The 23,827-nt window shown below is 71.4% G+C and carries 26 protein-coding genes; 23 read left to right on the top strand and 3 right to left on the bottom strand.

The genetic code is table 11. The features are described from left to right. Positions 1 to 64 precede the first annotated feature (64 nt). The 4 genes from ACOQPQ_RS00075 to ACOQPQ_RS00090 all read left to right on the top strand — a co-directional run bounded on the left by ACOQPQ_RS00075 (position 65) and on the right by ACOQPQ_RS00090 (position 3,359). Positions 65 to 595 carry a shikimate kinase gene (locus tag ACOQPQ_RS00075; protein ID WP_420637416.1) on the top strand — a complete coding sequence of 177 codons (531 nt, stop codon included), beginning with the start codon at positions 65 to 67 and terminating at the stop codon, positions 593 to 595. Continuing rightward, on the top strand, positions 592 to 1,701 hold the full coding sequence (locus ACOQPQ_RS00080) for a 3-dehydroquinate synthase family protein (protein ID WP_420637417.1): 1,110 nt from the start codon (positions 592 to 594) through the stop codon (positions 1,699 to 1,701). The genes ACOQPQ_RS00075 and ACOQPQ_RS00080 overlap by 4 nt, the downstream gene beginning before the upstream one ends. Positions 1,702 to 1,764: 63 nt before the next feature. Continuing rightward, positions 1,765 to 2,202, top strand: a complete 438-nt coding sequence (gene aroQ / locus ACOQPQ_RS00085) for a type II 3-dehydroquinate dehydratase (protein WP_420637418.1) — start codon at positions 1,765 to 1,767, stop codon at positions 2,200 to 2,202. After that, the gene (locus ACOQPQ_RS00090) at positions 2,199 to 3,359 is read left to right on the top strand and encodes a M24 family metallopeptidase (protein ID WP_420637419.1); all 1,161 of its coding nucleotides are present in this window, start codon (positions 2,199 to 2,201) and stop codon (positions 3,357 to 3,359) included. The genes aroQ and ACOQPQ_RS00090 overlap by 4 nt, the downstream gene beginning before the upstream one ends. A 103-nt stretch (positions 3,360 to 3,462) precedes the next feature. Here the strand turns inward: ACOQPQ_RS00090 and ACOQPQ_RS00095 are convergent, their stop codons facing one another. Then, positions 3,463 to 3,855, bottom strand: a complete 393-nt coding sequence (locus ACOQPQ_RS00095; RefSeq protein ID WP_420637420.1) for a hypothetical protein — start codon at positions 3,853 to 3,855, stop codon at positions 3,463 to 3,465. 49 nt (positions 3,856 to 3,904) lie between these two features. On the opposite strand from ACOQPQ_RS00095, the gene ACOQPQ_RS00100 reads away from it, so the two are divergent. The 16 genes from ACOQPQ_RS00100 (at position 3,905) to ACOQPQ_RS00175 (ending at position 20,175) form a co-directional block, all read left to right on the top strand. Beyond that, positions 3,905 to 4,240, top strand: a complete 336-nt coding sequence (locus ACOQPQ_RS00100) for a hypothetical protein (protein ID WP_420637421.1) — start codon at positions 3,905 to 3,907, stop codon at positions 4,238 to 4,240. Positions 4,241 to 4,287: 47 nt separating this feature from the next. After that, the gene (gene efp / locus ACOQPQ_RS00105; RefSeq protein WP_420637422.1) at positions 4,288 to 4,851 is read left to right on the top strand and encodes an elongation factor P; all 564 of its coding nucleotides are present in this window, start codon (positions 4,288 to 4,290) and stop codon (positions 4,849 to 4,851) included. Positions 4,852 to 4,888: 37 nt separating this feature from the next. Further along, positions 4,889 to 5,356 (top strand): transcription antitermination factor NusB, encoded by a 468-nt coding sequence (gene nusB, locus ACOQPQ_RS00110; protein ID WP_420637423.1) that lies wholly within the window; start codon positions 4,889 to 4,891, stop codon positions 5,354 to 5,356. Between the two features lie 101 nt (positions 5,357 to 5,457). Next, on the top strand, positions 5,458 to 6,024 hold the full coding sequence (gene pyrR, locus ACOQPQ_RS00115) for a bifunctional pyr operon transcriptional regulator/uracil phosphoribosyltransferase PyrR (protein ID WP_420637424.1): 567 nt from the start codon (positions 5,458 to 5,460) through the stop codon (positions 6,022 to 6,024). Positions 6,025 to 6,104: 80 nt separating this feature from the next. After that, positions 6,105 to 7,034 (top strand): aspartate carbamoyltransferase catalytic subunit, encoded by a 930-nt coding sequence (locus ACOQPQ_RS00120; protein ID WP_420640327.1) that lies wholly within the window; start codon positions 6,105 to 6,107, stop codon positions 7,032 to 7,034. After that, positions 7,031 to 8,302 (top strand): dihydroorotase, encoded by a 1,272-nt coding sequence (locus ACOQPQ_RS00125; protein ID WP_420637425.1) that lies wholly within the window; start codon positions 7,031 to 7,033, stop codon positions 8,300 to 8,302. Before ACOQPQ_RS00120 ends, ACOQPQ_RS00125 begins: the two co-directional genes overlap by 4 nt. 58 nt (positions 8,303 to 8,360) lie before the next feature. Further along, complete coding sequence (gene carA / locus ACOQPQ_RS00130) at positions 8,361 to 9,461, top strand: glutamine-hydrolyzing carbamoyl-phosphate synthase small subunit (protein ID WP_420637426.1); 1,101 nt, start codon at positions 8,361 to 8,363, stop codon at positions 9,459 to 9,461. 29 nt (positions 9,462 to 9,490) lie between these two features. Continuing rightward, on the top strand, positions 9,491 to 12,862 hold the full coding sequence (gene carB, locus ACOQPQ_RS00135; RefSeq protein WP_420637427.1) for a carbamoyl-phosphate synthase large subunit: 3,372 nt from the start codon (positions 9,491 to 9,493) through the stop codon (positions 12,860 to 12,862). Between the two features lie 7 nt (positions 12,863 to 12,869). Next, the gene (locus ACOQPQ_RS00140; protein ID WP_420637428.1) at positions 12,870 to 13,808 is read left to right on the top strand and encodes a dihydroorotate dehydrogenase; all 939 of its coding nucleotides are present in this window, start codon (positions 12,870 to 12,872) and stop codon (positions 13,806 to 13,808) included. Then, entirely contained in the window at positions 13,801 to 14,535 is a 735-nt protein-coding gene (pyrF, locus tag ACOQPQ_RS00145; protein ID WP_420637429.1) for an orotidine-5'-phosphate decarboxylase, read from the top strand. Before ACOQPQ_RS00140 ends, pyrF begins: the two co-directional genes overlap by 8 nt. A gap of 131 nt (positions 14,536 to 14,666) precedes the next feature. Further along, complete coding sequence (gene mihF, locus ACOQPQ_RS00150; protein WP_420637430.1) at positions 14,667 to 14,984, top strand: integration host factor, actinobacterial type; 318 nt, start codon at positions 14,667 to 14,669, stop codon at positions 14,982 to 14,984. Positions 14,985 to 15,001: 17 nt separating this feature from the next. Beyond that, positions 15,002 to 15,565 (top strand): guanylate kinase, encoded by a 564-nt coding sequence (locus ACOQPQ_RS00155; RefSeq protein ID WP_420637431.1) that lies wholly within the window; start codon positions 15,002 to 15,004, stop codon positions 15,563 to 15,565. A 45-nt stretch (positions 15,566 to 15,610) separates the two neighbouring features. Next, positions 15,611 to 15,976 (top strand): DNA-directed RNA polymerase subunit omega, encoded by a 366-nt coding sequence (rpoZ, locus tag ACOQPQ_RS00160; RefSeq protein ID WP_420637432.1) that lies wholly within the window; start codon positions 15,611 to 15,613, stop codon positions 15,974 to 15,976. Positions 15,977 to 15,983: 7 nt separating this feature from the next. Beyond that, on the top strand, positions 15,984 to 17,279 hold the full coding sequence (locus ACOQPQ_RS00165; protein WP_420637433.1) for a bifunctional phosphopantothenoylcysteine decarboxylase/phosphopantothenate synthase: 1,296 nt from the start codon (positions 15,984 to 15,986) through the stop codon (positions 17,277 to 17,279). Further along, entirely contained in the window at positions 17,276 to 18,454 is a 1,179-nt protein-coding gene (gene metK, locus ACOQPQ_RS00170; protein WP_420637434.1) for a methionine adenosyltransferase, read from the top strand. Before ACOQPQ_RS00165 ends, metK begins: the two co-directional genes overlap by 4 nt. Before the next feature lie 8 nt (positions 18,455 to 18,462). Then, entirely contained in the window at positions 18,463 to 20,175 is a 1,713-nt protein-coding gene (locus ACOQPQ_RS00175) for a hypothetical protein (RefSeq protein ID WP_420637435.1), read from the top strand. On the opposite strand, the gene ACOQPQ_RS00180 is transcribed toward ACOQPQ_RS00175, so the two are convergent. Together ACOQPQ_RS00180 and ACOQPQ_RS00185 are read right to left on the bottom strand one after the other, a co-directional pair. Further along, entirely contained in the window at positions 20,172 to 20,423 is a 252-nt protein-coding gene (locus ACOQPQ_RS00180) for a hypothetical protein (protein WP_420637436.1), read from the bottom strand. The genes ACOQPQ_RS00175 and ACOQPQ_RS00180 overlap by 4 nt on opposite strands. A 45-nt stretch (positions 20,424 to 20,468) precedes the next feature. After that, complete coding sequence (locus tag ACOQPQ_RS00185) at positions 20,469 to 21,101, bottom strand: class I SAM-dependent methyltransferase (protein WP_420637437.1); 633 nt, start codon at positions 21,099 to 21,101, stop codon at positions 20,469 to 20,471. A 145-nt stretch (positions 21,102 to 21,246) separates the two neighbouring features. Here ACOQPQ_RS00185 and def point away from each other — a divergent pair, with 145 nt between their 5' ends. From def to ACOQPQ_RS00200, 3 genes are read left to right on the top strand one after another with little or no spacing between them, the layout of a single operon-like run. After that, the gene (gene def, locus ACOQPQ_RS00190; RefSeq protein WP_420637438.1) at positions 21,247 to 21,780 is read left to right on the top strand and encodes a peptide deformylase; all 534 of its coding nucleotides are present in this window, start codon (positions 21,247 to 21,249) and stop codon (positions 21,778 to 21,780) included. Further along, complete coding sequence (locus ACOQPQ_RS00195) at positions 21,777 to 22,658, top strand: methionyl-tRNA formyltransferase (RefSeq protein WP_420637439.1); 882 nt, start codon at positions 21,777 to 21,779, stop codon at positions 22,656 to 22,658. Before def ends, ACOQPQ_RS00195 begins: the two co-directional genes overlap by 4 nt. Then, positions 22,655 to 23,785: a transcription antitermination factor NusB gene (locus ACOQPQ_RS00200; RefSeq protein ID WP_420637440.1), complete on the top strand. Its 1,131-nt coding sequence runs from the start codon at positions 22,655 to 22,657 to the stop codon at positions 23,783 to 23,785. The genes ACOQPQ_RS00195 and ACOQPQ_RS00200 overlap by 4 nt, the downstream gene beginning before the upstream one ends. Positions 23,786 to 23,827 lie beyond the last annotated feature (42 nt).

Here is a 23,827-nt window from a genome sequence, read left to right on the forward strand (position 1 = left end):
ACGAGCCCAGGGGTCGGGCATAAGCGCGACCAGGCAGGCGGCGTTGCTTCGGTAGGATCGAGTCGTGAACGGTGAGCCGCACGTGGCCCTGGTGGGCATGATGGGGTCGGGTAAGTCCACGGTGGGGTTCTGGCTGGCCCAGTCGGAGGGGCTGCGGTTCGTGGACCTGGACGTCGCCATCGCCGAGCGCCACGGGCGGTCCATTCCCGAGATCTTCGCCGGCGACGGGGAGGACGGCTTTCGCACCCTGGAGCAGGCGGAGCTGGCCGAGTGTCTGGCGTCGCCGCAGCCGCTGGTGCTGGCCTGCGGCGGGGGAGTGGTGCTGCGGGACGAGAACCGGGCCCGGCTGCGGGGTCGGGCATGGGTGTGCTGGCTGCGAGCCGGGGTGGACACGCTGGTCCGGCGGGTCGGCGGTGGCGCGAACCGACCCCTGTTGGGCGGCGACCCCGCGGCCGACCTGGGGGCCATTCACGCCGTCCGGGCCGACCTGTACGCCGAGACCGCCCACGACATCGTCGACGTGGACGACCTGAGCGCCCACCAAGTGGCCGAGCGCGTCCGACAGCTCCGCCCCCGACCGGCCGCGGTGCGATGAACGCGGGAACCGCCCGGATGGATGTGGCCCTGGATGGCGCAGCGCCCGCCGTCGCCGGGACCGAAGCCGCCGAAGCCGCCGGGGCCGCCAACGACCCGATTCTGGTTCCCGTGGAGCTGGGGGAGCGGTCGTACGACGTGTGGGTGGGGCCCGGTGTGCGCCACCGGTTGGCCGAGGTCATCCCCCCTGGCGTGGGCCGGGTGGCGGTGGTCACCCAGGCGGCGGTGGCCGAGGCGGCCATCACCGTGGACCCGGGCGTGGAGCACCGGGTGTTCATCACCGACAACGGCGAGCACATCAAGACGCTGGGTGCGGTGGAGGACCTGTGCCGGGAGTTCGCCCGCTGGGGGCTCACCCGGGCCGACGCGGTGGTGGCCGTGGGCGGGGGAGCGGTCACCGACCTGGCCGGCTTCGCCGCCGCCGTCTACCACCGGGGCATTCGCATGGTGTACGTGGCCACCACCCTGTTGGCCCAGATCGACGCCTCGGTGGGGGGCAAGACGGGGGTGAACCTGCCCGAGGGCAAGAACCTGGTGGGGGCCTTCTGGCAGCCCGCCGCCGTGCTGTGCGACACCGAGGTGCTGAGCACCCTGCCCGCCGAGGAGATGCGGTCGGGGTTGGGGGAGATGGCCAAGTACCACTTCATCGCCGACGCCGAACTGGAGACGCTGGGCCTGGTGGAGCGGGTGGCCCGCTGCGTGGCCATCAAGGCCGAGGTGGTGGCCGCCGACGAGCGGGAGGGTGGCCGCCGGGCGGTGCTCAACTACGGCCACACGCTGGCCCACGCCCTCGAGGCCCACGGCGGCTACGACCTGCGCCACGGCGAGGCGGTGGCCATCGGGCTGGTGTACGCCGCCGAGCTGGCCCACGGCCTGGGGCGCATCGACGCCCGCCGGGTGGCCGAGCACCGGGAAGTGGTGAGCGGCTACGGCCTGCCCGTGCGCCTGCCCGCCGGTGCCGACGTCGACGCCCTGGTGCCGCTGTTCAGCCGCGACAAGAAGGCCGTGGACGGGGTGACCTTCATGCTGGACGGGCCGAACGGCATCGAACCGGTGGTGGCCCCCGACCCCGTCGTGGTGCGGGCGTGCTTGGAGGCCCTGCGATGAGCGGTCCAGCTCCCTCGGAGGAATCCCCATGAGTCGTGCCCCCACCCAGTCGAAGGATTCCCCGTGAGCCGGACCATCCTGTTGTTGTCGGGGCCCAACCTGAACCTGTTGGGCGACCGGGAGCCGGAGGTGTACGGCACCGCCACCCTCGACGACCACGTGGCCACCGCGGCCACCGCTGCCGAGCGCCACGGTCTCGGCGTCGAGCACCACCAGTCCAACGACGAGGGCGCCCTCATCGACCACATCCACCGGGCCCGGGAGCGCTTTGCGGCCATCATCATCAACCCCGGCGCCTTCACCCACTACTCGTGGGCCATCCACGACGCCCTGGCCGCCTTCGAGGGGCCGGTGGTGGAGTTGCACCTGTCCAACCCCAACGCCCGGGAACCGTGGCGTCACACCTCGGTGGTCAGCCCGGTGGCCACCGGCACCATCGTGGGTTTCGGCGGCCACGGCTACGAGTTGGCCGTGGACGCGGTGGCCCGGTTGCTGCCATGATCGACCCCGCCCGCCCCCGCGACCTCCCCCCCACGGACGGGGCCGGGGGCAGCGTCGCCACCCTCGCCCCCATGGACGTGGCCGGGCGGGCCGACCGGGTGAGGGCCTCCATGGCCGAGGCCGGTTGCGACGGCCTGGTGGTGACCAACCTGACCAACGTCCGCTATCTCTGTGGGTTCACCGGCTCGGCCGGGTTGGCCTGGTTGGGCCCCGAGGAGCTGGTGTTGATCACCGACCGCCGCTACACCGATCAATCCGAGGCCGAGACCGCCGGGGCCGGGGTGGATGTGCGCATCGAGATCACCAACGAACTCCCCAAAGACCTGCTGGTGGCCGCGTCCGCCGGGGTGGGGCGCATCGGCCTGGAGGCCGCCTCGGTGAGCTGGGCCGACCAGCGTCGCTACGCCGACTGGTTCGAGGCCGCCGAGTTGGTGGCCACCGTCGGCGTGGTGGAGGGGTGCCGCCAGGTCAAGGACGAGGGGGAGATCGCCCGCATGGCCGCCGCCGCAGCCATCGCCGACGCCACGCTGGGCGAGGTGGCCCCGATGTTGGCCGACGGACCCACCGAGAAGGAGGTGGCCCTGGCGTTGGACAGCGCGCTGCGTCGCCGGGGGGCCGACGGCAGCGCCTTTGCCACCATCGTGGCCTCGGGGCCCAACGCCGCGCTACCCCACAAGCGGCCCTCGGCGCGCCTCGTTGGGCCGGGTGAGCTGGTGATCGTGGACATGGGGGCGGTGGTGGACGGCTACCGATCTGACATGACCCGCACCCTGGCCGTGGGCGAGCCCGACCCCGAGGCCCGCCGGGTGTTCGACACCGTTCGCGACGCCCAGCGCCTCGGCGTGGAGCAGGTGGCCGCGGGCCGGGCCATCGCCGAGGTGGACAAGGCGTGTCGCGACCGTATCGACGCCGACGGCTGGGCCGACGCCTTCGTCCACGGCACCGGCCACGGGGTGGGCCTCGACATCCACGAGCAGCCCTGGGTGCGGGCCACCGCCACCGAGACGCTGGAGGTCGGCCACGTGATCACCGTGGAACCCGGCGTCTACCTGCCCGGACTCTGCGGCGCCCGAGTGGAGGACACCGTGGTCGTCACCCCCACCGGCCCCCGCCCGCTCACCACCACTCCCAAGGAACTGGAGTTGCCATGCGGATGAAGATTGAACTTGCCACCCTGTGCGTGACGCTTGCCTTGGTTGTCGGCGCCTGTGGGGACAGCGGGCCGTCGGGCATGGAGACCGGCCCTGGTTCCAGCACGCCCTACGACACGCAGGCGGGAACCCCCGTGAGTACCACGTACGCCACCTCGGTGGCGACCCCGGTGGGCACGCCGTACGCCACCCCGTATGCGACCTCGGTGGCGACCCCGGTCTCCACGCCGGTGGCCACTGCGGTTGCCACCCCTGTCCTAACTCCGGTAGCGACCCCGGTCTCCACGCCGGTGGCCACTGCGGTTGCCACCCCGGAGAGCACCCCGTATGCGACGGCGGTGGCGACTCCGGTTGCCACCCCGGAGAGCACTCCGTATGCGACGGCAGTTGCGACCCCGGTGAGTACCCCTGTCGTCACCCCAGTGGCGACCCCGGTCTCCACGCCGGATTCGACGCCGTACGCCACAGCCTCGGCCACGCCGTACGCCACGGCTTCGGCCACGCCGTATGCCACCCCGTACGCTACGGCCACCAATGGGGTGCCGAGGTTCGTGGGCGGCACCGATGATGCGACGTCGCGGGTGGTGCAGATCCTGGGTGAGATACCGTCGGCGGGAACGATGAGGGAGTTGGGAATGGTGGTGGCCCGGGCCCTCGTCCCCGATGAGGGGGAGGGATCGCGCCGCTACACGGTCGTGAGCGGCCCCTCCGTGGGCGACCTCGGCGAGATCACCATCGACGCCGAGGGCCTGCTGGACGATTCGATTCTGGGCTACCGGCTGCACGTTTTCGCCCACCTCTTCGATCAGGGGGAGGGCTTCGTGCTGAAGAGCGTGGAGCGCACCCTGTTGTGCAGCCGGGGGGTGAGCGGCGAACTCTGCGTGTAGCGGGGTCCGCGGTGGCCTGAGCAGGCCGGTTGGGTCAGACTGGGGCCATGCCCACCATCACCACCAACGACCTCAAGAACGGCATGACCCTGAACCTGGACGACGGCCTGTTCAACGTGGTCGAGTTCCAGCACGTGAAGCCGGGCAAAGGGGGGGCGTTCGTGCGCACCACGCTGAAAAACGCCCGCACCGGGGCCGTGTTGGACCGCACCTTCCGGGCCGGGGAGAAGGTGGAGCGAGCCAACATCGACCGCCGGGAGATGCAGTACCTGTACGCCGACGGGGACGCCTACGTGTTCATGGACAACGAGACCTATGACCAGCTCCACGTGGGCGCCGACGTGCTGGGCGACGCGGTGAACTACCTGGTGGAGAACAACTCCGTCATCCTCGGCATGTTCGGCGCCGAGATCGTGGGCACCGACCTGCCCGCCGCCGTGGAACTCGACATCGCCGACACCGAGCCCGGCGTGCAGGGCGACCGGGTGTCGGGGGCCACCAAACCGGCCACCTGCCAGACCGGCCTGGTGGTGCAGGTGCCGTTGTTCGTGAACCCCGGCGAGCGCATCAAGGTGGACACCCGCAGCGGCGAGTACATCAGCCGGGCCTGACCGTCCCCGTCGACGTTGCTTCCTAACCCCGGTGGTGGTGCGTGCCGGTGAGTTCTCGGCGATGAAGCCCCCCGATCCGCTGGTCGCCGGGTCACGACGCCGCCAGGTGCGGGAGCGGGCCATGGGCCTGCTCTACGAGGCCGAGGTGAAGGGCATCGACATGGCCGAGTTGGTGGCCGGCCTGGAACTCCCCCTCGACCCCTACGCCCACACCCTGGCCACCGGCACCGCCGAGCACCGAGCCGACATCGACGCCCGCCTGGAGGCCCTTTCCGAGAACTGGCCGGTGTCCCGGATGCCCGCCCTCGACCGGGCCATCCTGCGCATGGCCAGCTTCGAGTTGGCCCACAGCACCGACCTCTCGGTGGCGGTGATCATCAACGAAGCGGTCGAACTGGCCCAGGAGTACTCCACCGCCTCCTCCTCCCGCTTCATCAACGGTCTCCTCTCCCAAGTAGCCACCCAAACCCGCCCCCCCACCCCCACCCCCACCCCCAACCCCTAGCCCTGGGTGGTCGCCGGGTTGGTTGTGGGCGGGTGTATAGTGCCGGGGACAACCGTGAAGTGGGTTCGGTGAGGCCCGTACGGACGGAGAGGAACCTGAGTTTGGCTGAACGCGAGCGCCGTCGAACGCCCCCGTACGGGGGCGTTTTCGTTGCCCGCAGTCGGGTGATGGGCGCCGAGGACATCACCCGGGCAACGTGGCGCATGGCCCACGAGATCATCGAGCGCAACCACGGGCTCGACGGGGTGGTGATCATCGGTCTGCAAACCGGCGGGGTGTGGCTGGCCGAGGACATCGCGGAGGCGTTGGGCGAGATCGAAGGCGATCAGCCCCCGTTGGGAACCCTGGACGTGGCCTTTCACCGCGACGACTTCGGCCTGCGGCCCCTGTTGCCCGAGGCGCCCACCCGGATCCCGTTCAACCTGGACGGCCAGGTGGTGGTGCTGGTGGACGACGTGCTCTACACCGGCCGCACCATCCGGGCGGCCCTCGACGCCCTGAACAGCTACGGCCGGCCCCGGGCCGTGCAGTTGGCGGTGATGGTCGACCGGGGCCACCGCGAGCTGCCCATCCGCCCCGACTTCGTGGGCAAGAACCTGCCCACCCGCCGCGACGAGATGGTGGACGCCCACCGAGACGGCGTGGACCTCGGGGAGCTCGTCAAGTGAACGAACCGGCGGTCACCGGCCGGACGTCGGACCCGTGGTCGGCGTCTGCTCCCGACGACCACCGCTTCCCCCCCGAGCACCTGCTGTCGATCGACGATCTCGGCGCCGAGGGCATCGACGAGGTGTGCCGACTGGCCGACCACTTCACCGAGGTGTCCCAGCGCCCCATTCCCAAGGTGCCCGCCCTTCGGGGCAAGACCGTGGCCATGATGTTCTACGAGGACTCCACCCGCACCCGGCTCTCGTTCGAGGTGGCCGCCCGGCGCCTGTCGGCCGACGTGATGGGCTTCAACGTGTCCAGCTCTTCGGTCAACAAGGGGGAATCGGTGCGCGACACGGTGGCCACCATTTCCGCCATGGGGGCCGACGCCATCGTGGTGCGCCACCGTTCGGCCGGCGTGCCCCGCCAGGTGGCGGGCTGGACCGGGGCCTGCGTGGTCAACGCGGGCGACGGCTGGCACGAGCACCCCACCCAGGCCCTGCTCGACTGCTACACCATCCGTGACCGCCTCGGCTCGGTGGCCGGGCGGCGCATCGTGATCCTGGGCGACATCAAGCACTCCCGGGTGGCCCGCTCCGGGGTGATGGCGTTCACCGCCCTGGGTGCCAAGGTCACCCTGGTGGCCCCCCCGACCCTGTTGCCCCCCGCGGTGGAATCCTGGCCGGTGGACGTCGGCTTCAGCCTGGACGACGTGCTGGGCGACTGCGACGTGGTGTATGGGTTGCGGGTGCAGTCCGAGCGTCAGTCCGAGGCCCTGGTGCCCTCGCTGCGGGAGTACACCGCCCAGTGGGGGCTCACCGTGGACCGGGCCGCCCGGTTGGCCCCCGACGCCCTGGTGATGCACCCCGGCCCGGTGAACCGAGGGGTGGAGATCGCCCCCGAGGTGTTGGATCAGCCCAACGCCACCCTCAACGAGCAGGTCCGCCACGGGGTGGCCGTGCGGATGGCCGTGCTCTACCTGTTGCTGGCGGGCGGCTCCGATTTGGGCCCCGAGGTGGACGCCCCGTGAGCACCGTCATCAAGGGCGGGCGGGTGATCGACCAGACCGGGGAGCGGGCCGCCGACGTGGTGATCGACGGCGACCGGGTGGTGGCCGTGGGCCCCGACCTGTCCGCCGACGTGGTGTTGGACGCCTCGGGCTGCGTGGTGGCCCCCGGCTTGGTCGACCTCCACACCCACCTGCGCCAGCCCGGCGCCGAGGAGGCCGAGACCATCGAGTCCGGGGGGTGGGCGGCGGTGCGGGGCGGGTACAGCGCGGTGGTGGCCATGCCCAACACCAACCCGCCCATCGACTGCGCCGCGGTGGTGCAGGAGGTTTTGGCCCTGGGGCGGGCAGCCCCGTGCGACGTGTACACCTCGGCGGCCATCACCGTGGGCCGGGCCGGGGACCGGCTGGCGCCCATGGCCGAGATGGCCGGGTTGGGGGTGCGGCTGTTCACCGACGACGGCAACGGGGTGCAAGACGCCGGCCTCATGCGCCGGGCCATGGAGTACGCCGCGGGGCTGGGGGTGGTGCTGGCCCAGCACTGCGAGGTGGATTCGCTGGCCGCGGGGGGCCACATGCACGAGGGGGAGTGGTCGGCCAAGCTGGGCATCCCCGGCGTGCCCGCCGAGGCCGAGGAGCTGATGGTGGTGCGCGACATCGCCCTCAGCCGCCTCACCGGGGCCACCGTCCACTTCCAGCACCTGTCCACCCGGGGTTCCATCGCCATGGTGCGGGCCGCCCGCCAGGGCGGGGTGGCGGTGACCGCCGAGGCCGCCACCCACCACTTCACCCTCACCGACGAGTCCTGCGCCTCTTACGACCCGGTGTTCAAGGTGAACCCGCCGCTTCGCCCCGCCGACGACCGTGACGCGGTGCGCGAGGGCCTGGGCGACGGAGCCCTCGACGCCATCGCCACCGACCACGCCCCCCACACCCTCGACGCCAAGGAGCGGCCCTTCGATCAGGCCCCGCCGGGCATGCTCGGCCTGGAGACCGCCCTGGCCCTGGCGTTGACCGAGCTCAACCTGCCGGTGGCCGAGGTGGTGGGCCTGTTGAGCTGGCGACCGGCGGCCATCGCCGGGCTGAGCGGAACCCACGGCGGGCCCGTCGCCCCCGACTCGCCCGCCAACCTGTGCGTGTTCGATCCCGACGAGCCCTGGACCGTGGACCCCGGCGATTCGGCCAGCCGATCCCGCAACAACCCCTACGCCGGCCGCCGGGTGCGGGGCCGGGTTCGCCACACCGTCGTCGGTGGCCGCCCCGTGGTGGTCGACCAGGAGATGCGGGCATGATCGGCCCCGGTGTGACGGCGCGGAGCGACGGCGAGCGGCAGGATCCGGAGAGGCAGCCGTGATCCGCCCCGGCGTGTTGGTGCTGAGCGACGGCGAGGTGTTCGAGGGTGAGGCCATCGGGGCGGCCCCGGCCAACGGCATCACCTCGGGCGAAGTGGTGTTCAACACCGTGCTCACCGGGTACCAGGAGGTGATCACCGATCCGTCGTACGCCGGCCAGATCATCACCTTCACCTATCCCCACATCGGCAACTACGGCGTCACCCCCCTCGACCACGAGAGCCGCCGCCCGTTCTGTCGGGGCGTGATCGTGCGGGAGATGGCCCGGCGCCGCTCCAGTTGGCGGGCCACCGACGACCTGGACGCCTACCTCGCCGAACAGGGCATCGCCGGGCTGGCCGGGGTGGACACCCGCCGGCTCACCAGCCACATCCGCGACGCCGGGGCCATGCCCGGCGCCTTCGGGACCGCGGCCGAGTCCGACCTGCGGGCCGCCGCCCGAGCCGAACCCGGCACCGACGGCGTCGATCTGGTGGCCACCGTCACCCGTACCGAGCCCGAGCTTTTCCCCACCACCCGCGACGACGGTCGGGCGCCCCACCGGGTGGTGGCGTTGGACTTCGGGCTGAAGGCCACCATCGTGCGCCACCTGCAGACCATCGCCACCGTGGAGGTGGTGCCGGCCGCCACTGCGGCCGCCGACGTCTTGGCCCGCAACCCCGACGGGGTGTTCCTGTCGAACGGGCCCGGCGATCCCGAGGCGGTGGTGGGAGCGGTGGAGACCATCTCGGGGCTGTTGGGCAAGGTGCCCGTCTTCGGCATCTGCCTGGGCCACCAACTGCTGGCCGCCACTCTGGGCGGGGAGACCTACAAGCTGCCCTTCGGCCACCACGGCGGCAACCACCCGGTGCGCAACCTGGCCACCGGGGCGGTGGAGATCACCAGCCAGAACCACAACTTCTGCGTGGCCGACACCTCGGTGCCCGGCGCCGACATCACCCACATCAACCTCAACGACCACACCGTGGAGGGCCTGCGCTGCCGTGACCTGGCCGCCTTCAGCGTGCAGTACCACCCCGAGGCGGGCCCCGGACCCCACGACTCCCGCTACCTGTTCGCCGAGTTCGACGAGCTGATGACCAGGACCGCCCGTGGGTAGGCGAACCGACAAGCGTCTGCGGGGCCACCGTGGGTAAGCGAACCGACATCGAGTCGATCCTTCTCATCGGGTCGGGCCCCATCGTGATCGGCCAGGCCTGCGAGTTCGACTACTCCGGCACCCAGGCCTGCCGGGTGCTGCGCGAGGAGGGCTACCGGGTGATCCTGGCCAACTCCAACCCGGCCACCATCATGACCGACCCCGAGTTCGCCGACGCCACCTACGTGGAGCCCCTCAGCGCCGAGGTGCTCACCGCCATCATCCAGCGGGAACAGCCCGACGCCCTGTTGCCCACGCTCGGCGGACAGACGGCGCTGAACCTGGCCATGGAGCTGATCGAGACGGGCGTGGTCCACGAGCACGGGGTGGAGGTGATCGGCGCCGACCGGTCGGCCATCGCCACCGCCGAGGACCGGGCCCAGTTCCGCCAGGCCATGATCGACATCGGCCTGCCCGTGCCCCCCTCGGCCACCGCCAACACCCTGGACGAGGCCCTCGAGATCATGGAGCGGATCGGCCTGCCCGTCATCATCCGACCGGCCTACATCCTGGGGGGCACCGGCACCGGCATTGCCCACACCCCCGACGAGGGCCGGGCCATGGCCGCCCACGGCCTGGCCGCCAGCCCCATCAGCGAGATCCTCATCGAGCGCTCCATCGCCGGGTGGAAGGAGTACGAGCTGGAGGTGATGCGCGACCGGGCCGACAACTGCGTGGTGGTGTGTACCATCGAGAACCTCGACCCGATGGGGGTCCACACCGGCGACTCCATCACGGTGGCCCCGGCCCAGACCCTCTCCGACGTGGAGTACCAGGTGCTGCGCGACGCCGCCTTCGCCTGCATCCGCCGGGTGGGGGTGGAGACCGGGGGCTCCAACATCCAGTTCGCGGTGAACCCCGACAACGGCGACTACGCCGTGATCGAGATGAACCCGCGGGTGTCGCGCTCCTCGGCGTTGGCCTCCAAGGCCACCGGCTTTCCCATCGCCAAGATCGCCGCCCGCCTGGCCGTGGGCTACACCCTCGACGAGATCCCCAACGACATCACCGAGAAGACCCCGGCCTGCTTCGAGCCGGTGATCGACTACGTGGTGACCAAGGTGCCCCGCTGGGCGTTCGAGAAGTTCCCCGGCGTGACGGGGGTGCTCAACACCCAGATGCAGTCGGTGGGCGAGGTGATGGCCATCGGCCGCACCTTCACCGAGTCGCTGCAAAAGGGCCTGCGGTCGCTGGAGCTGGGCCGATTCGGGCTGAACGCCGATCCAGGGGAGGCCGCCTACCGGGAGCTGAGCGACGAGGCGCTGCTGGCCGCCGCCGCCGTGCCCACGCCCGAGCGGATCTTCCAGATCGAGGCCCTGTTGCGCCGGGGGGTCACCGTGGGCCGGCTCTTCGAGGCCACCAAGGTGGACCCGTGGTTCTGCGATCAGATCCTGCAGATCACCGAGGAGCGGGCCGCGCTGGCCGCCGCGGGCATGGGCGCCATGGAGCCCCGGACGTGGAAGCGGGCCAAGCAGTTCGGGTTCTCCGACGAGCAGCTCGCCTACCTGTGGGGGGTGGCCGCCACCGAGGTGCGGGCGGCCCGGGTGGCCGCCGGGGTGGAGCCCACTTTCAAGACGGTGGACACCTGCTCGGCCGAGTTCGAGGCCGAGACCCCGTATCATTACTCCACCTACGAGGACGTCGGCGAGGTGGCGCCGTCGGATCGGGCCAAGGTCATCATCTTGGGGTCGGGTCCCAACCGCATTGGCCAGGGCGTGGAGTTCGACTACTGCTGCGTCCACGCCGCCTACGCCCTGTCGGATGCGGGCTACGAGACCATCATGGTCAACTGCAACCCCGAGACGGTGTCCACCGACTACGACACCAGCGACCGGCTGTACTTCGAGCCCCTCACCGAAGAGGACGTCCGCAACGTGATCGACGCCGAGGCCCGCTCGTCGCAGGCCGCCGGGGGGCCAGGCATCGCCGGGGTGGTGGTGTCGCTCGGGGGCCAGACCCCGCTCAAGCTGGCGGGCGTGCTGCCGGTGGGCCTGGTGGTGGGCACCAGCCCCGAGAGCATCGATTTGGCCGAGGACCGGGAACAGTGGAACGCCCTGTGCGCCCGCCTCGACATCCCCCAGCCCGCCGGGGGCACCGCCGCCGACGTGGCCGAGGCCCTGGCCGTGGCCGACCGCATCGGCTACCCCGTGCTGGTGCGGCCCTCCTACGTGCTGGGGGGCCGGGCCATGGTCATCGTCTACACCGACGACGATCTGCGGGCCGCCATGGACGAGATGACCGCCTCGGGGTCGCTGGGCCGAGAGGGCGGGCTGTCGGCCGAGCGACCGGTGCTGATCGACCGCTTCTTGGAGGACGCCACCGAGGTGGACGTGGACGCCATCCGAGACATGTACGGCGAGGTGCTGATCGGCGGGGTGATGGAGCACGTGGAGGAGGCCGGGGTGCATTCCGGCGACAGCGCCTGCATGTTGCCCCCGATCCACTTGTCGGAGGCCACCGTGGCCCTGTTGGAGCGCCACGTGAAGGACATCGCCGCCGCCTTGGAGGTGGTCGGGCTCATCAACGTGCAGTTCGCCGTCAAGCGGTACGGCGTGGGGGCGGCCGACCAGGTGTTCGTGCTGGAGGCCAACCCCCGGGCGTCGCGCACCGTGCCGTTTGTGGCCAAGGCCACCGGGGTGCCGTTGGTGAAGGTGGCCACCCGGGTGATGATGGGGGCCAGCCTGGCCGAGTTGCGCCAGGAGGGCCTGCTCGGGCGCCGGGCCATGGGCGACCACATCGCGGTGAAGGAGGCGGTGCTGCCGTTCAGCCGGTTCCCCGAGGCCGACGCCATCTTGGGCCCGGAGATGAAATCCACCGGCGAGGTCATGGGCATCGACCTGCGTCCGGGCCTGGCCTTCGCCAAGAGCCAGATCGCCGCGGGGTCGCCGCTGCCCGCCGACGGCACGGTGCTGATGTCGCTGGCCGACCGGGACAAGCCCGCCGGGGTGGAGATGGGCCGGGTGTTCGCCGGGTTGGGACTGCGGATCGCGGCCACCGCCGGTACGGCGGCGGCGTTGGCCGACGCCGGGGTGGAGGTGGGCCAGGTGGTGGCCAAGGTGGGCGAGGAGGGCAGCGACGGGGAAACCGGCAACGACGGGGGAGCCGGGAACGTGGTGGAGCTGATCGACAGCGGTGAGGTGCAGTTGGTGGTCAACACCCCCCGGGGTCGGGGGTCGCGGGCCGACGGGGATCACATCCGGAGGGCGGCCAGTCGCAACCGGGTGCCGCTGCTCACCACCGCCTCGGCCGGGCTGGCCGCCGCCGACGGCATGGCCGACTGGTCTCGCCACCCGCTCCGGGTGCGGACCCTGCAGGAATATCACCGAGGGGTGACCAGCGATCAGCTCGCCTTCGAGCTGTGAGGCCGGGGTGAGCCGACGTCGGGGGCCGGAGCTGGCCACCACCGTGGGCTCGGTGCGGTTGCCCAATCCGGTGATGGCCGCCTCGGGCACGGTGGGTCACGGCACCGAACTGGCCCGCCACCTCGACCACGCCGCGCTGGGCGCGGTGGTGGTCAAGTCTCTGGCCCCCTACGAGTGGCCCGGCAACCCCCCGCCCCGGGTCCATCCCGTGGCCGCCGGAATGATCAACAGCGTCGGCCTGCAGGGGCCGGGGGTGAGCCGCTGGCTGGCCGAGGAGCTGCCCGGGTTGGCCGCCACCGGCGCCCGGGTGGTGGCGTCGATCTGGGGTCGCACGCTCGACGACTACGCCGCCGCCTCTGAGCTCTTGGCCGCGGCCGACCCCGAGGCGCGGGCGGCCGTGGTGGCGGTGGAGGTCAACGTGTCGTGCCCCAATCTGGAGGACCGGGGCCGCATGTTCTCCCACTCGGCGGACACCACCCGCGACGCCCTGGCCGCCGCCGCGGGTTGCGGGCTGCCCCGGTGGGCCAAGCTCAGCGCCACCGGCGACCTGGTGGACATCGCGGCGGCCGCCGTGGAAGGGGGTGCGGCCGCCGTCACCTTGATCAACACGTTGTTGGGCATGGTGATCGACTGCGAGGCCCGGCGCCCGGTGCTGGGCGGCGGGGGCGGGGGGGTGTCGGGCCGGGCCGTCGGTCCGGTGGCGGTGCGGGCGGTGTACGACGTGTACGCCGCCGTGCCCGAGGTGCCCATCGTGGGGGTGGGGGGGATCGCCACCGGGGTCCACGCGGTGGAGATGATGATGGCCGGGGCCCGGGCCGTGCAGGTGGGCACGGCCACGTTCGCCGATCCCCGGGCACCCGCCAAGGTGCTGAAGGAACTGGCCCGCTGGTGTGTCGCCCACGACGTACCCCGGGTGGACGAGCTGATCGGAGCAGCCCATGGGTGAGACCGTTGCCCCCCGTCGCGACCCCCGCCTGGCCATCGTCCTGGACGTGGACGATCTCGGTCTGGCCTGCTCCATGGCCGACGCGGTGGCCCCGTTCATGGGGGTGGCCAAGGTGGGCCTGGAGTTGTTCGCCACCGCCGGACCCGCGGCGGTCACCGCCATGACCGAACGGGATTACGACGTGTTCGTGGACCTCAAGTTCCACGACATCCCCACCCAGGTGGGCCGGGCCGCCGCCCAGGTGGGACGCACCGGGGCCCGCTGGCTGACCCTGCACACCGTGGGTGGGGCCGCCATGTTGCGGGCCGGGGTGGAGGGTTTGGCCGAGGCCAGCGGCGGGGTGGCCCAGGCCCTCGGGGTCACCATCTTGACCAGCCAGGACGAACGCTCGCCCGCCGTGCTCGAGGAGCGGGTGGGACTGGCCCGCGACGCCGGGTGCGGCGGGGTGATCTGCTCGGCCGCCGACCTGGACGTGGTGATGGCGGCGGCCCCCGAACTGCTCCGGGTGGTGCCCGGGATTCGCCTGCCCGGCTCCGGCCACCACGACCAGGCCCGGGTGGCCACCCCGGCCGCCGCGATCGCCGCGGGGGCCTCCGTCTTGGTGGTGGGTCGCACCGTGACCGCCGACGTGCAATCCCTGGCGCCCGATTCGCCCTTGCTCCCGGAGGCCCTGTCCGCCATGGCCACCAAAGCGCAATCGGTGGCCGACTCGATCAGGCCCGGCTAGGGGTTGCTCGGACCGCGGCCGCCAGGCCGTAGTAGAGAGCATTTCCCCTGGTCAACGCCGGTTCGGACCCCGTGAGACAATACCATACCGAAAGGACCGACTTGGGTGGCCGGAGAAACTACAATGGTGTGATGCCAGGACCACCACAACTCACTGCCGAACAGCGTCAAGCGGCGCTGGCCAAAGCCGGAGAGGTGCGCCGGAGGCGAGCGGACATCAAGGCCAAGCTCAAGATGCGGTCGATGTCGCTGGCCGATCTGCTTTCCCAAGCGGAATCCGACGACGTGATCGCCGGCACCAAGGTGCTCACCGTCTTGGAATCCCTTCCCGGATTGGGCAAGGTTCGGGCTCGCAAGGTGATGGACGAGATCGGCATCTCCGACAGCCGTCGCATCCGCGGCCTGGGTGAACAACAGCGGGCGTCATTGCTGGCCCGCTGCAGCGAGTAATTCGAGCCCTGATCATCGTGCTGTCCGGCCCCGGCGGGGTCGGGAAGGGTACCATCGCGGCCGCCTTGGTGGCCGAGGATCCCAACCTATGGCTGAGCCGGTCGTGGACCACTCGGGTGCAGCGTCCCGGTGAGCCCGATACCGCCTACGTGTTCGTCGACAAGGCGGAGTTTATGGCCCACGCCGCCGCCGGAGGCTTCGTGGAGTGGGCGGAGATCGCCGGCAACCTCTACGGCACCCCGATGCCCGATCCCCCCGAGGGGCGCGACGTGCTGCTGGAGATCGACGTGCAGGGTGCCGGTCAGGTGCGGGAGCGTCACCCCGAGGCCCTGTGCATCTTCGTGGAGGCACCGTCGTCGGCCGAGCAGGAATCCCGTCTGCGGGGTCGGGGCGACCCCGAGCACCACATCGCCGAGCGGTTGGCCCTGGCCGACGCCGAGCGGGTGCTGGCCTACGAGTTGAACGCCGTCCACGTGGTGAACGACCGCCTGGACGAGACGGTGGCGGCCATCACCGGGATCATCGAGGAGGCCCGCCGGTCGCGGCCCGACAATGACGGAATTGGCGCCCCGCTTTGCTAGCATGAGCCCGCTCTCCCCAGAACCCGTTGGAAGAAGGCTGCGCTGATGTCCGAACAGCACGACACCATGATGAATCCCACCATCGAGGAGCTGCTGGACCGAACCGAATCCAAGTTTCGCCTGGTGACGCTGGGTGCGCTGCGGGCCTGCCAGATCAACTCCTACTTCGGTCAGCTCGGCGAGGGATTGGGCGCCATGGTTCCCCCCCAGGTGCTGACCATGTCCCGCAAGCCCCTGTCCATCGCCTTTGAGGAAATTGCCGCCGACAAGATCATCGCCACCGATCCGGTCGAGGAGGTGGAGGAGGCCGCCTCGGCCGAGTCCATGATCCCCACCGGCGAGGGCGCTCTCGAGCAGGCCGACGGCGAGCAGGCCGATTCCGACGACGCTGATCTGGACCCTGCGTCCTGACCAACCCATGACAGCGGTCGCCGGCAAGCGCATTGTGCTCGGCGTGAGCGGCGGAATCGCGGCCTACAAGGCGGTGGAGGTGTGCCGGCTTCTGGTGGACGACGGTGCCCACGTGATCCCCGTGCTCACCAAGGGGGCCACCCGGTTCGTGGGCCGGACCACGTTCGACGCCCTGGCCTCGGAGCCGGTGCGGATGAGCCTGTTCGACGACGACGATCCCATTCCCCACACCACGCTGGGCCAGACCGCCGATTGCATCGTGGTGGCCCCGGCCACCGCCCGGGTGATCGGGGCCTACGCCGCGGGCATCTCGTCGGACCTGCTCACCGCCACCCTCATCGCCACCCGGGCGCCGGTGGTGGTCTGCCCGGCCATGCACACCGAGATGTGGGAGCACCCGGCGGTCGCCCACAACATCGCCACGCTGGCGGCGCGGGGCGTTCACGTGGTGGGGCCGGAATCGGGCCGCCTGGCCGGGGGTGACGAGGGGGCCGGCCGGCTCAGCCCCCCCGCCGAGATCGTGGCCGCAGTCGCCCGGGTGCTGGCCCCGGATCGGTCGGCCCAAGACATGGCCGGCCCGGACAGGTCGGCCGGGGACATGGCCGGCCCGGACAGGTCGGCCCAAGACATGGCCGGGTTGAGCGTGGTGGTCACCGCCGGGGGCACCCGGGAACCCATCGACCCCGTCCGCTACATCGGCAACCGCTCGTCGGGCAAGCAGGGTTACGCCTTCGCCGAGGAGGCCGCCGGCCGGGGAGCCGACGTGACCGTCGTCACCACCGTGGATCGGCCCGCCCCACCGGGCGCCACCGTGGTGCGGGTGGACACCGCCGAGGAGATGGCCGCCGCCACCACCCGAGCCGCGGCGGCTGCCGACCTGGTGGTCATGGCCGCCGCGGTGGCCGACTTTCGGCCTGTCGAGGCCGCCGACGCCAAGCTGAAGAAACGCGACGGGGTTCCCGAAATTCGCCTGGAACCCACGCCGGACATCCTGGCCACGTTGGGGGCGGCCAAACCCGAGGGTCAGATCCTGGTGGGGTTCGCCGCCGAGACGTGCGACGTGGCCGCCAATGCCGCCACCAAGCTCCGGGGCAAGGGGGCCGACTACATCGTGGCCAACGATGTGACCGCCGACAACGCGGGCTTCGTCCACGACACCAACGAGGTGCTCGTGCTAGCTTGCGACGGCCGGATTCACCCGATCGGTCTGCGCTCCAAGCGGCAGGTGGCCCACGCCGTGCTCAACCTGGTGGTGGCCGACCGCAACGCCGATGACCGGGTCGACAGCCAGGAGAAGCAATGAGCCAAGGTTCCCCCAGCCGCTACCGTTTCACGTCCGAGTCGGTCACCGGCGGTCACCCCGACAAGATCGCCGATCAGATCTCCGACGGGGTGCTCGACGCCCTGCTCGCAGAGGACACCGGCTGCCGGGTGGCGTGCGAGACCCTGGTGACCACCGGTCTGGTGGTGGTGGCCGGGGAGATCTCCACCGACGCCTACATCGACATCCCCCGGGTGGTGCGCGACACCATCATCGGCATCGGCTACGACCGGGAGGACTACGGGTTCGACGGCAACACCTGCGGGGTGATGGTGTCGATCGACGATCAGTCGCCCGACATCGCCCAGGGGGTGGACCGATCCGATCCGCTGGAGCAGGGCGCCGGTGACCAGGGGATGATGTTCGGGTTCGCCTGCGACGAGACCCCCGAGCTCATGCCGCTGCCCATCCACATCGCCCACCGGCTGGTGGAGCGGCTGACCGAGGTTCGGCGGGCGGGCAAGGTGCCCTATCTGCGTCCCGACGGCAAGTGCCAGGTGACCTTCGAATACGAGGGGACCACCGCGGTGGGGCTGAACACCGTGCTGATGTCGGCCCACCACCGCGACGGAACCGACCTGCAGGAGATGTGCGACGACCTGAAGGAGCAGGTCATCGCCCCGGTGGTGCCCGAGCGCTTCCGAGACGACGACTACGAGGTGCTGGTGAACCCCACCGGCAAGTTCGTGCGGGGCGGACCGGTGGCCGACGCCGGCCTCACCGGGCGCAAGATCATCGTGGACACCTACGGGGGCATGGCCCGCCACGGCGGGGGCGCCTTCTCGGGTAAGGACCCCAGCAAGGTGGACCGGTCGGCGGCCTACGCCGCCCGGTGGGCGGCCAAGAACGTGGTGGCCTCCGGGGCCGCCAGCCGCTGCGAGGTGCAGGTGTCGTACGCCATCGGCATCGCCCGTCCGGTGTCGGTGATGGTGGAGACCTTCGGCACCGAGACGGTGGACCCGGCCAAGATCAGCCACCAGGTGAACGAGATTTTCGATCTGCGGCCCGCCGCCATCATCCGGGATCTGGACCTTCTGCGGCCCATCTACCGGGACACCGCGGCCTACGGGCACTTCGGGCGCAGCCCCGAGCACATCTTCACCTGGGAGCGCACCGACCGGGCGGACGACCTCCGCTCGGCCCTCGGCCTTTCCTGACGGACCATGTGAACGTCCGGGTTCTGACCGACGTCATCGGTATCGACAAGGAGTTCGACTACGCGGTCCCGGAGTCGTTGGCGGGCGATGCCCGGTTGGCGGTGGGATCGATGGTGCGGGTGGCGTTGCACGGTCGCCGGGTGGGGGGTTGGATCACCGCTCTCGACGTGGTGCCCCCCGAGGGGGTGGTGCCCGCGCCTTTGGCCAAGCTCAGCGGGCTGGGGCCCGACGCAGGGCTCATTGAGTTGAGCGCCTGGGCGGCGTGGCGCTGGGCGGGGCGGCGGGCGCACTTTCTGCGGACGGCCTCGCCCCCCCGGATGGTGGCCGCGCCCGCCCGCCGACGGCAGTCCCGATTGGTGGCCACCGGCGACTACGCCGACCTGTTCGAGGGTGAGGGTCGCACCTTGCGGCTGGGACCCTCGGTGGATCCGCTGCCGGTGGCCGTGGCCGCGGCCGCTCGGGGTCAGGCGCTGATTCTGGTGCCCGATCACGACCGGGCCGACGACCTCACCCGGCGGCTGGCCCGCCAGGGGGCGTGGGTGGTGCGGCACCCGGCCGGGTGGGCGGCGGCCGCGGCGGGGGCCACGGTAGTGGGCACCCAGTCGGCCGCTTGGGCGCCCGCGCCCGAGTTGGCCGCCGTGCTGGTGATCGACGAGCACGACGAGGCCTACTGCTCGGCGTCGGCGCCCACCTGGCACGCCCGCGACGTGGCCGTGGAGCGGGCTCGTCGGGCCGGGGTGCCCTGTGTGTTGCTGTCGCCGGTGCCCAGCCTGGAGGCCCTGCGGGCCAAGCCGGTGCTGCGTCCGGCCCGGGGCCCGGAACGGGAGAGCTGGCCCCTGGTGGAGGTGGTGGACCGCCGGGGTGAGGATGCCGGCCGCTCGGGCCTGTATTCGCCGTCGTTGGTGCGGGTGCTGCGGGAGGGCGGCCGGGTGGCGTGCGTGTTGAACCGCAAAGGTCGAGCCCTGCTGTTGGCCTGCGGGGTGTGCGGGGAACTGGTGGTGTGTACCGATTGCGGGTCGCCGATGCGCCAGGGGGACGAGGGGGGGTTGGTGTGCCGGGCGGCGGGCCACACCCGCCCCAAGGTGTGCGCCGAGTGTGGCAGCACGGCCATGAAGAACCTGCGGGCTGGGGTGAGCCGAGTGCGCGAGGAGTTGGAGGCCCTGGTGCGGACCCCAGTGGCCGAGTCCACCGGCAGTGGCTATGAGGGTCCGCCCACCGCCCGGGTGGTGGTGGGCACCGAGGCGGTGTTGCACCTGGGCCGCCCCTTCGAGGCCGTGGCGTTCTTGGAGTTCGATCAGGAACTGTTGGCCCCCCGGTTCCGGGCCCGGGAGCAGGCGCTGGCTCTGGTGGCCCGGGCCGCCCGGATCACCGGCGGGCGCAACGACGGCGGGCGCGTTCTGGTGCAGACCCGTTTGCCCGACGACCCTGCGGTGCAGGCCGCGTTCCGGGCCGATCCCGCGTGGCTGGCCCGGTCCGAACGGGATCGTCGCCGCCAGTTGGGTCTGCCGCCCTACGGGGCCCTGGCCGTGGTGTCCGGGCCGGTGGCCGATGAGTTCATGGCCGGTCTCGGTCGGCCCGATGGGGTCCGCATCGCCCCCGATCCCGGTGGGCAGTTCTTCCTGCGGGCGCCCGAGTACGACACCTTGTGCGATGCGCTGGCCTCAGCGGAACGCCCCCCCGGCCGCCTCCGCATCGACGTGGACCCCCTCCGAGCGATCTAGTCCTCCTGGCGAGGGGGCCATCGTGACTCCAGGCCTGCGAGCCGCTCCCCGTGGAAGCTCAAAGTGGAGTCGATGCGCTCGAACTGCGCGTCGATACGCTCGAGCTTGCGGTCGACGGCCTCGAAGCCTCGGTGCATGGTGGCTTCGAGGGTGTCGAGACGGTGCTCGAGACGGCGCAGATGGAGGGCGAACAGGCCCAAGAACCCTGTTCCCAAGATGCTCAGGATGATGTTGGTTGCAACGTCCATGAATGACGGGCTTTCAGATGGAGCGCCTCGGGGGAAGCCATCTCATCATAGCGCGGACTCTGACTGGGTGTCCCCGGTTTGGGCTGCAACCTCCAGTATGCGGTAGCCGCGGCGGGATCGGAGCCGGGTGGTGGGCCGGCCCCCTTCGTTCAGCCACCGGGCCAGCGAGTCGGAGCCCAGGTGCTTGTTCACCACCAGGAAGGCCTGCCCGTCGTGGGTCAGGCGATCCAGCCAGGTGGCCAGCAGGTCGTGGAGGGCGGCCTTGCCGATACGGATGGGCGGGTTGGAATAGATGGCGGCAAAGCGCACGTCGGCCGGCACTTCCTCGGGTCGGCACACCACCGCGGGGTTGCCGGCGGCGTGGCGATCCAGGTTGGCACGGCACAGCGCCAACGCCCGGGGGTTAACGTCCACCGCCCAAAGGGGGGCTCGGGGCGCCCACCGGCTGAGCGCCACCGCAATGGCCCCGTAGCCGCAGCCCAGATCCAAGAGCGGCCCGTGCTCCGGGGGACGGGGGGCCTCGGCCAGCAGGTAGCGGGTGCCCCAGTCCACCTCGTCGGCGGCGAACACCCCACCATCGGTGGCCAATTCCACGTTCAGGTCACCCACCCGCAACGACACGACACCCGGTCGGTGTTTGCCCGCCGGCGAGTCGCTGAAATAATGCGGTTGGCCCACGACATGACGGTATCGGTTGGGCTCGTCGGCCATGGCGCATCGGGGGCACCAGGAGGGCTCTTTGCGGCAAGAACCCCTCGGCTGGGTCGGTGACGTCGGCCCATCGGGGTGCGGCAGCCCATGGGGCAGGCGGTACGATTCACCCATGGCCTCCCTGCGGATACGGGTGTACGGCGACCCGGTGTTGCGGCGCGTGGCCGACGAGGTGACCGACATCGACGGGGAGATGGCCGAGTTGTGCCAACAGATGTTCACCGCCATGTACGAGGCGCCGGGCATCGGTCTGGCCGCTCCCCAGGTGGGCGTGTCGCAGCGGTTCTTCGTGTACGACTTCGGTGACGGTCCCGGCGTGTTGGCCAATCCCGAGATCGCCGAGAGCGACGGCGAGTGGACCTACAACGAGGGTTGCCTGTCGGTTCCCGAGCTGTCGTGGGAGATCGTTCGCCCCCGCCGCATCCACCTGCGGGCCGTCGACCTCGACGGCAACGAGGTGAGCATCGAGGCCGAGGATCTCCAGGCCCGACTGTTCCAGCACGAACTCGACCACCTCGACGGCAAGATGCTGCTCGACTACCTCGACGACGACCAGCGCCGGGACGCCAAGCGCATTCTCCGCCAGCGGGTGACCGGCCAATCCGGCCGTCCCCCCGGCACCGGAGACGGACTGTCCCTGCCGTGATCGACCCCCCGGCTGAGATCGGCCGGTTGGTTTTTCTCGGCACCCCTGGGGCGGCGGTGCCCTTCCTGGAAGCTCTGGCCGAGGCCGGCTTCGACGTGGCCCTGGTGGTGACCGGGCCCGACAAGCGCCGGGGGCGGCGGGCCGAGCCCACCCCCAACCCGGTGAAGGCCGCAGCCCAGCGCTTGGGCATCCCGGTTGCCCATGAGGTGGACGACGTGCTGGCCGCCGATGCCGACCTGGGCGTGGTGGTGGCCTTCGGGCAGATCATCCGGCCCCACGTGCTGGACCGGCTGGCCATGGTCAACGTTCACTTCTCGCTCTTGCCCCGTTGGCGGGGGGCGGCCCCGGTGGAGCGGGCCATCCTGGCGGGCGACCCCACCACCGGGGTGTGCGTGATGGAGGTGGCCGAGGGGCTCGACACCGGCCGCGTCTACCGGCGAGCCGAGATGCCCATCGCCCCCGACATCACCGCGGTGTCGCTGCGGGCCGAACTGGTGGACCAGGCCGTGCCGCTGCTGGTGGGTGCCCTGCGCGACGGCCTCGGCGAGCCCGTACCCCAACAGGGCCCGCCGAGCTACGCCCACAAGCTCTCCCGCGACGAGCGGCGGCTCGACTGGGACCGTCCCGCCGAGTACCTGCACCGCCAAGTGAGGGTGGGGGGTGCGTGGACCACCTGGCGAGGCAGGACACTCAAGGTCTGGTCGGCGGCGCCCGACATCGGAGACTCGCCTCCCGGCACGCTCGACGGCACGCTGGTGGGCACCGGTGGCGGACGGCTTCGCCTGGTGGAGGTGCAGGCCGAGGGCCGGGCCCGACAATTGGCCGAGGACTGGCTGCGAGGCGCTCGACCAACGGCCGACGATCGCCTGGGACCGTGAGCCCGGCAGTCCCTGCGCCGAACTCACGGGCCGTGGCCGCCGAGTTGCTCACGCGCATCGAGGCCGACGGCGCCTACGCCAATCTGGTGTTGGCCGCCGCCGACCTCCCCCCACGCGACGCGGGCTTCATCACCGAGGTGGTCTACGGGGTGACCCGGATGCGCCGGGCCCTCGATCATCTGATCGACCGGTTCGTGTCCGACGCCCCCGAACTGGCCACCCGCAACCTGCTCCGCATCGGGGCCTACCAGCTCCACATGATGGCCACGCCCGCCTACGCCGCGGTCAGCGAGACCGTGCGGGCCGCGCCCCGTCGCCAACGGGGGTTCGTCAACGCGGTGTTGCGGCGGGTGGCCGACGGGGTGCCCGACTGGCCGAGCGACGCCGTCCGGTTGAGCTACCCCGACTGGGTGGTGTCCCGACTGGAAGCCGACCTGGGCGTGGACGAAGCCCACGGCGCCCTCGAGCAGATGAACCGCCCCCCGACGGTCACGGTGCGCCCCGACGGCTACACCCAGGACCTCTCCTCGCAGTGGGTGGCCGAGTTGGTGGACGCCCGGCCGGGGGAGCGGGTGCTCGATCTCTGCGCCGGTCCCGGGGGCAAGGCCACCGCCGTGGCCCACCGCGGGGCCACCGTGGTGGCCGCCGACCGCCGCCGGCACCGGGCCGCCCTGGTGGCGAAGGCCGCAGCCCGCACCGGAACTACGCTGGGCGGCGTGGTGGTGGCCGACGGTCGCCACCCACCGTTCGCCCCCGGTTGCTTCGACCGGGTGCTGGTCGACGCCCCGTGTTCGGGCCTGGGCGTGCTCGGGCGCCGTCCCGACGCCCGCTGGCGGGTGCAGCCCGACGACGTCGACGACCTGACCCGGCTCCAGGTCGACCTGCTTCAGGCCGCCTTCGCCACCGTCGCCCCCGGCGGCGTGGTGGTCTACAGCGTCTGCACCGTGACCGCCGCCGAGACCACCGCCATCGACGCTGTGGTGGCCCGGGAGTTTCCCGAGGCCGTCCCCATTCCCGTCGAAGACTCCCGCTGGCGCCCCTGTGGCCGAGGTGCCCTGGTCCTTCCCCACCACCACCAAACCGACGCCATGTTCATCGCCCGCTACCGAACACCGGGCCCAAGCTGACCCCGCCGGAAGCCGCCCGGCAAGGTCGCAACGCCGGCCCGT

The organism is Candidatus Poriferisocius sp. (assembly GCF_965219775.1).
Classification (GTDB): domain Bacteria; phylum Actinomycetota; class Acidimicrobiia; order Acidimicrobiales; family Bin134; genus Poriferisocius.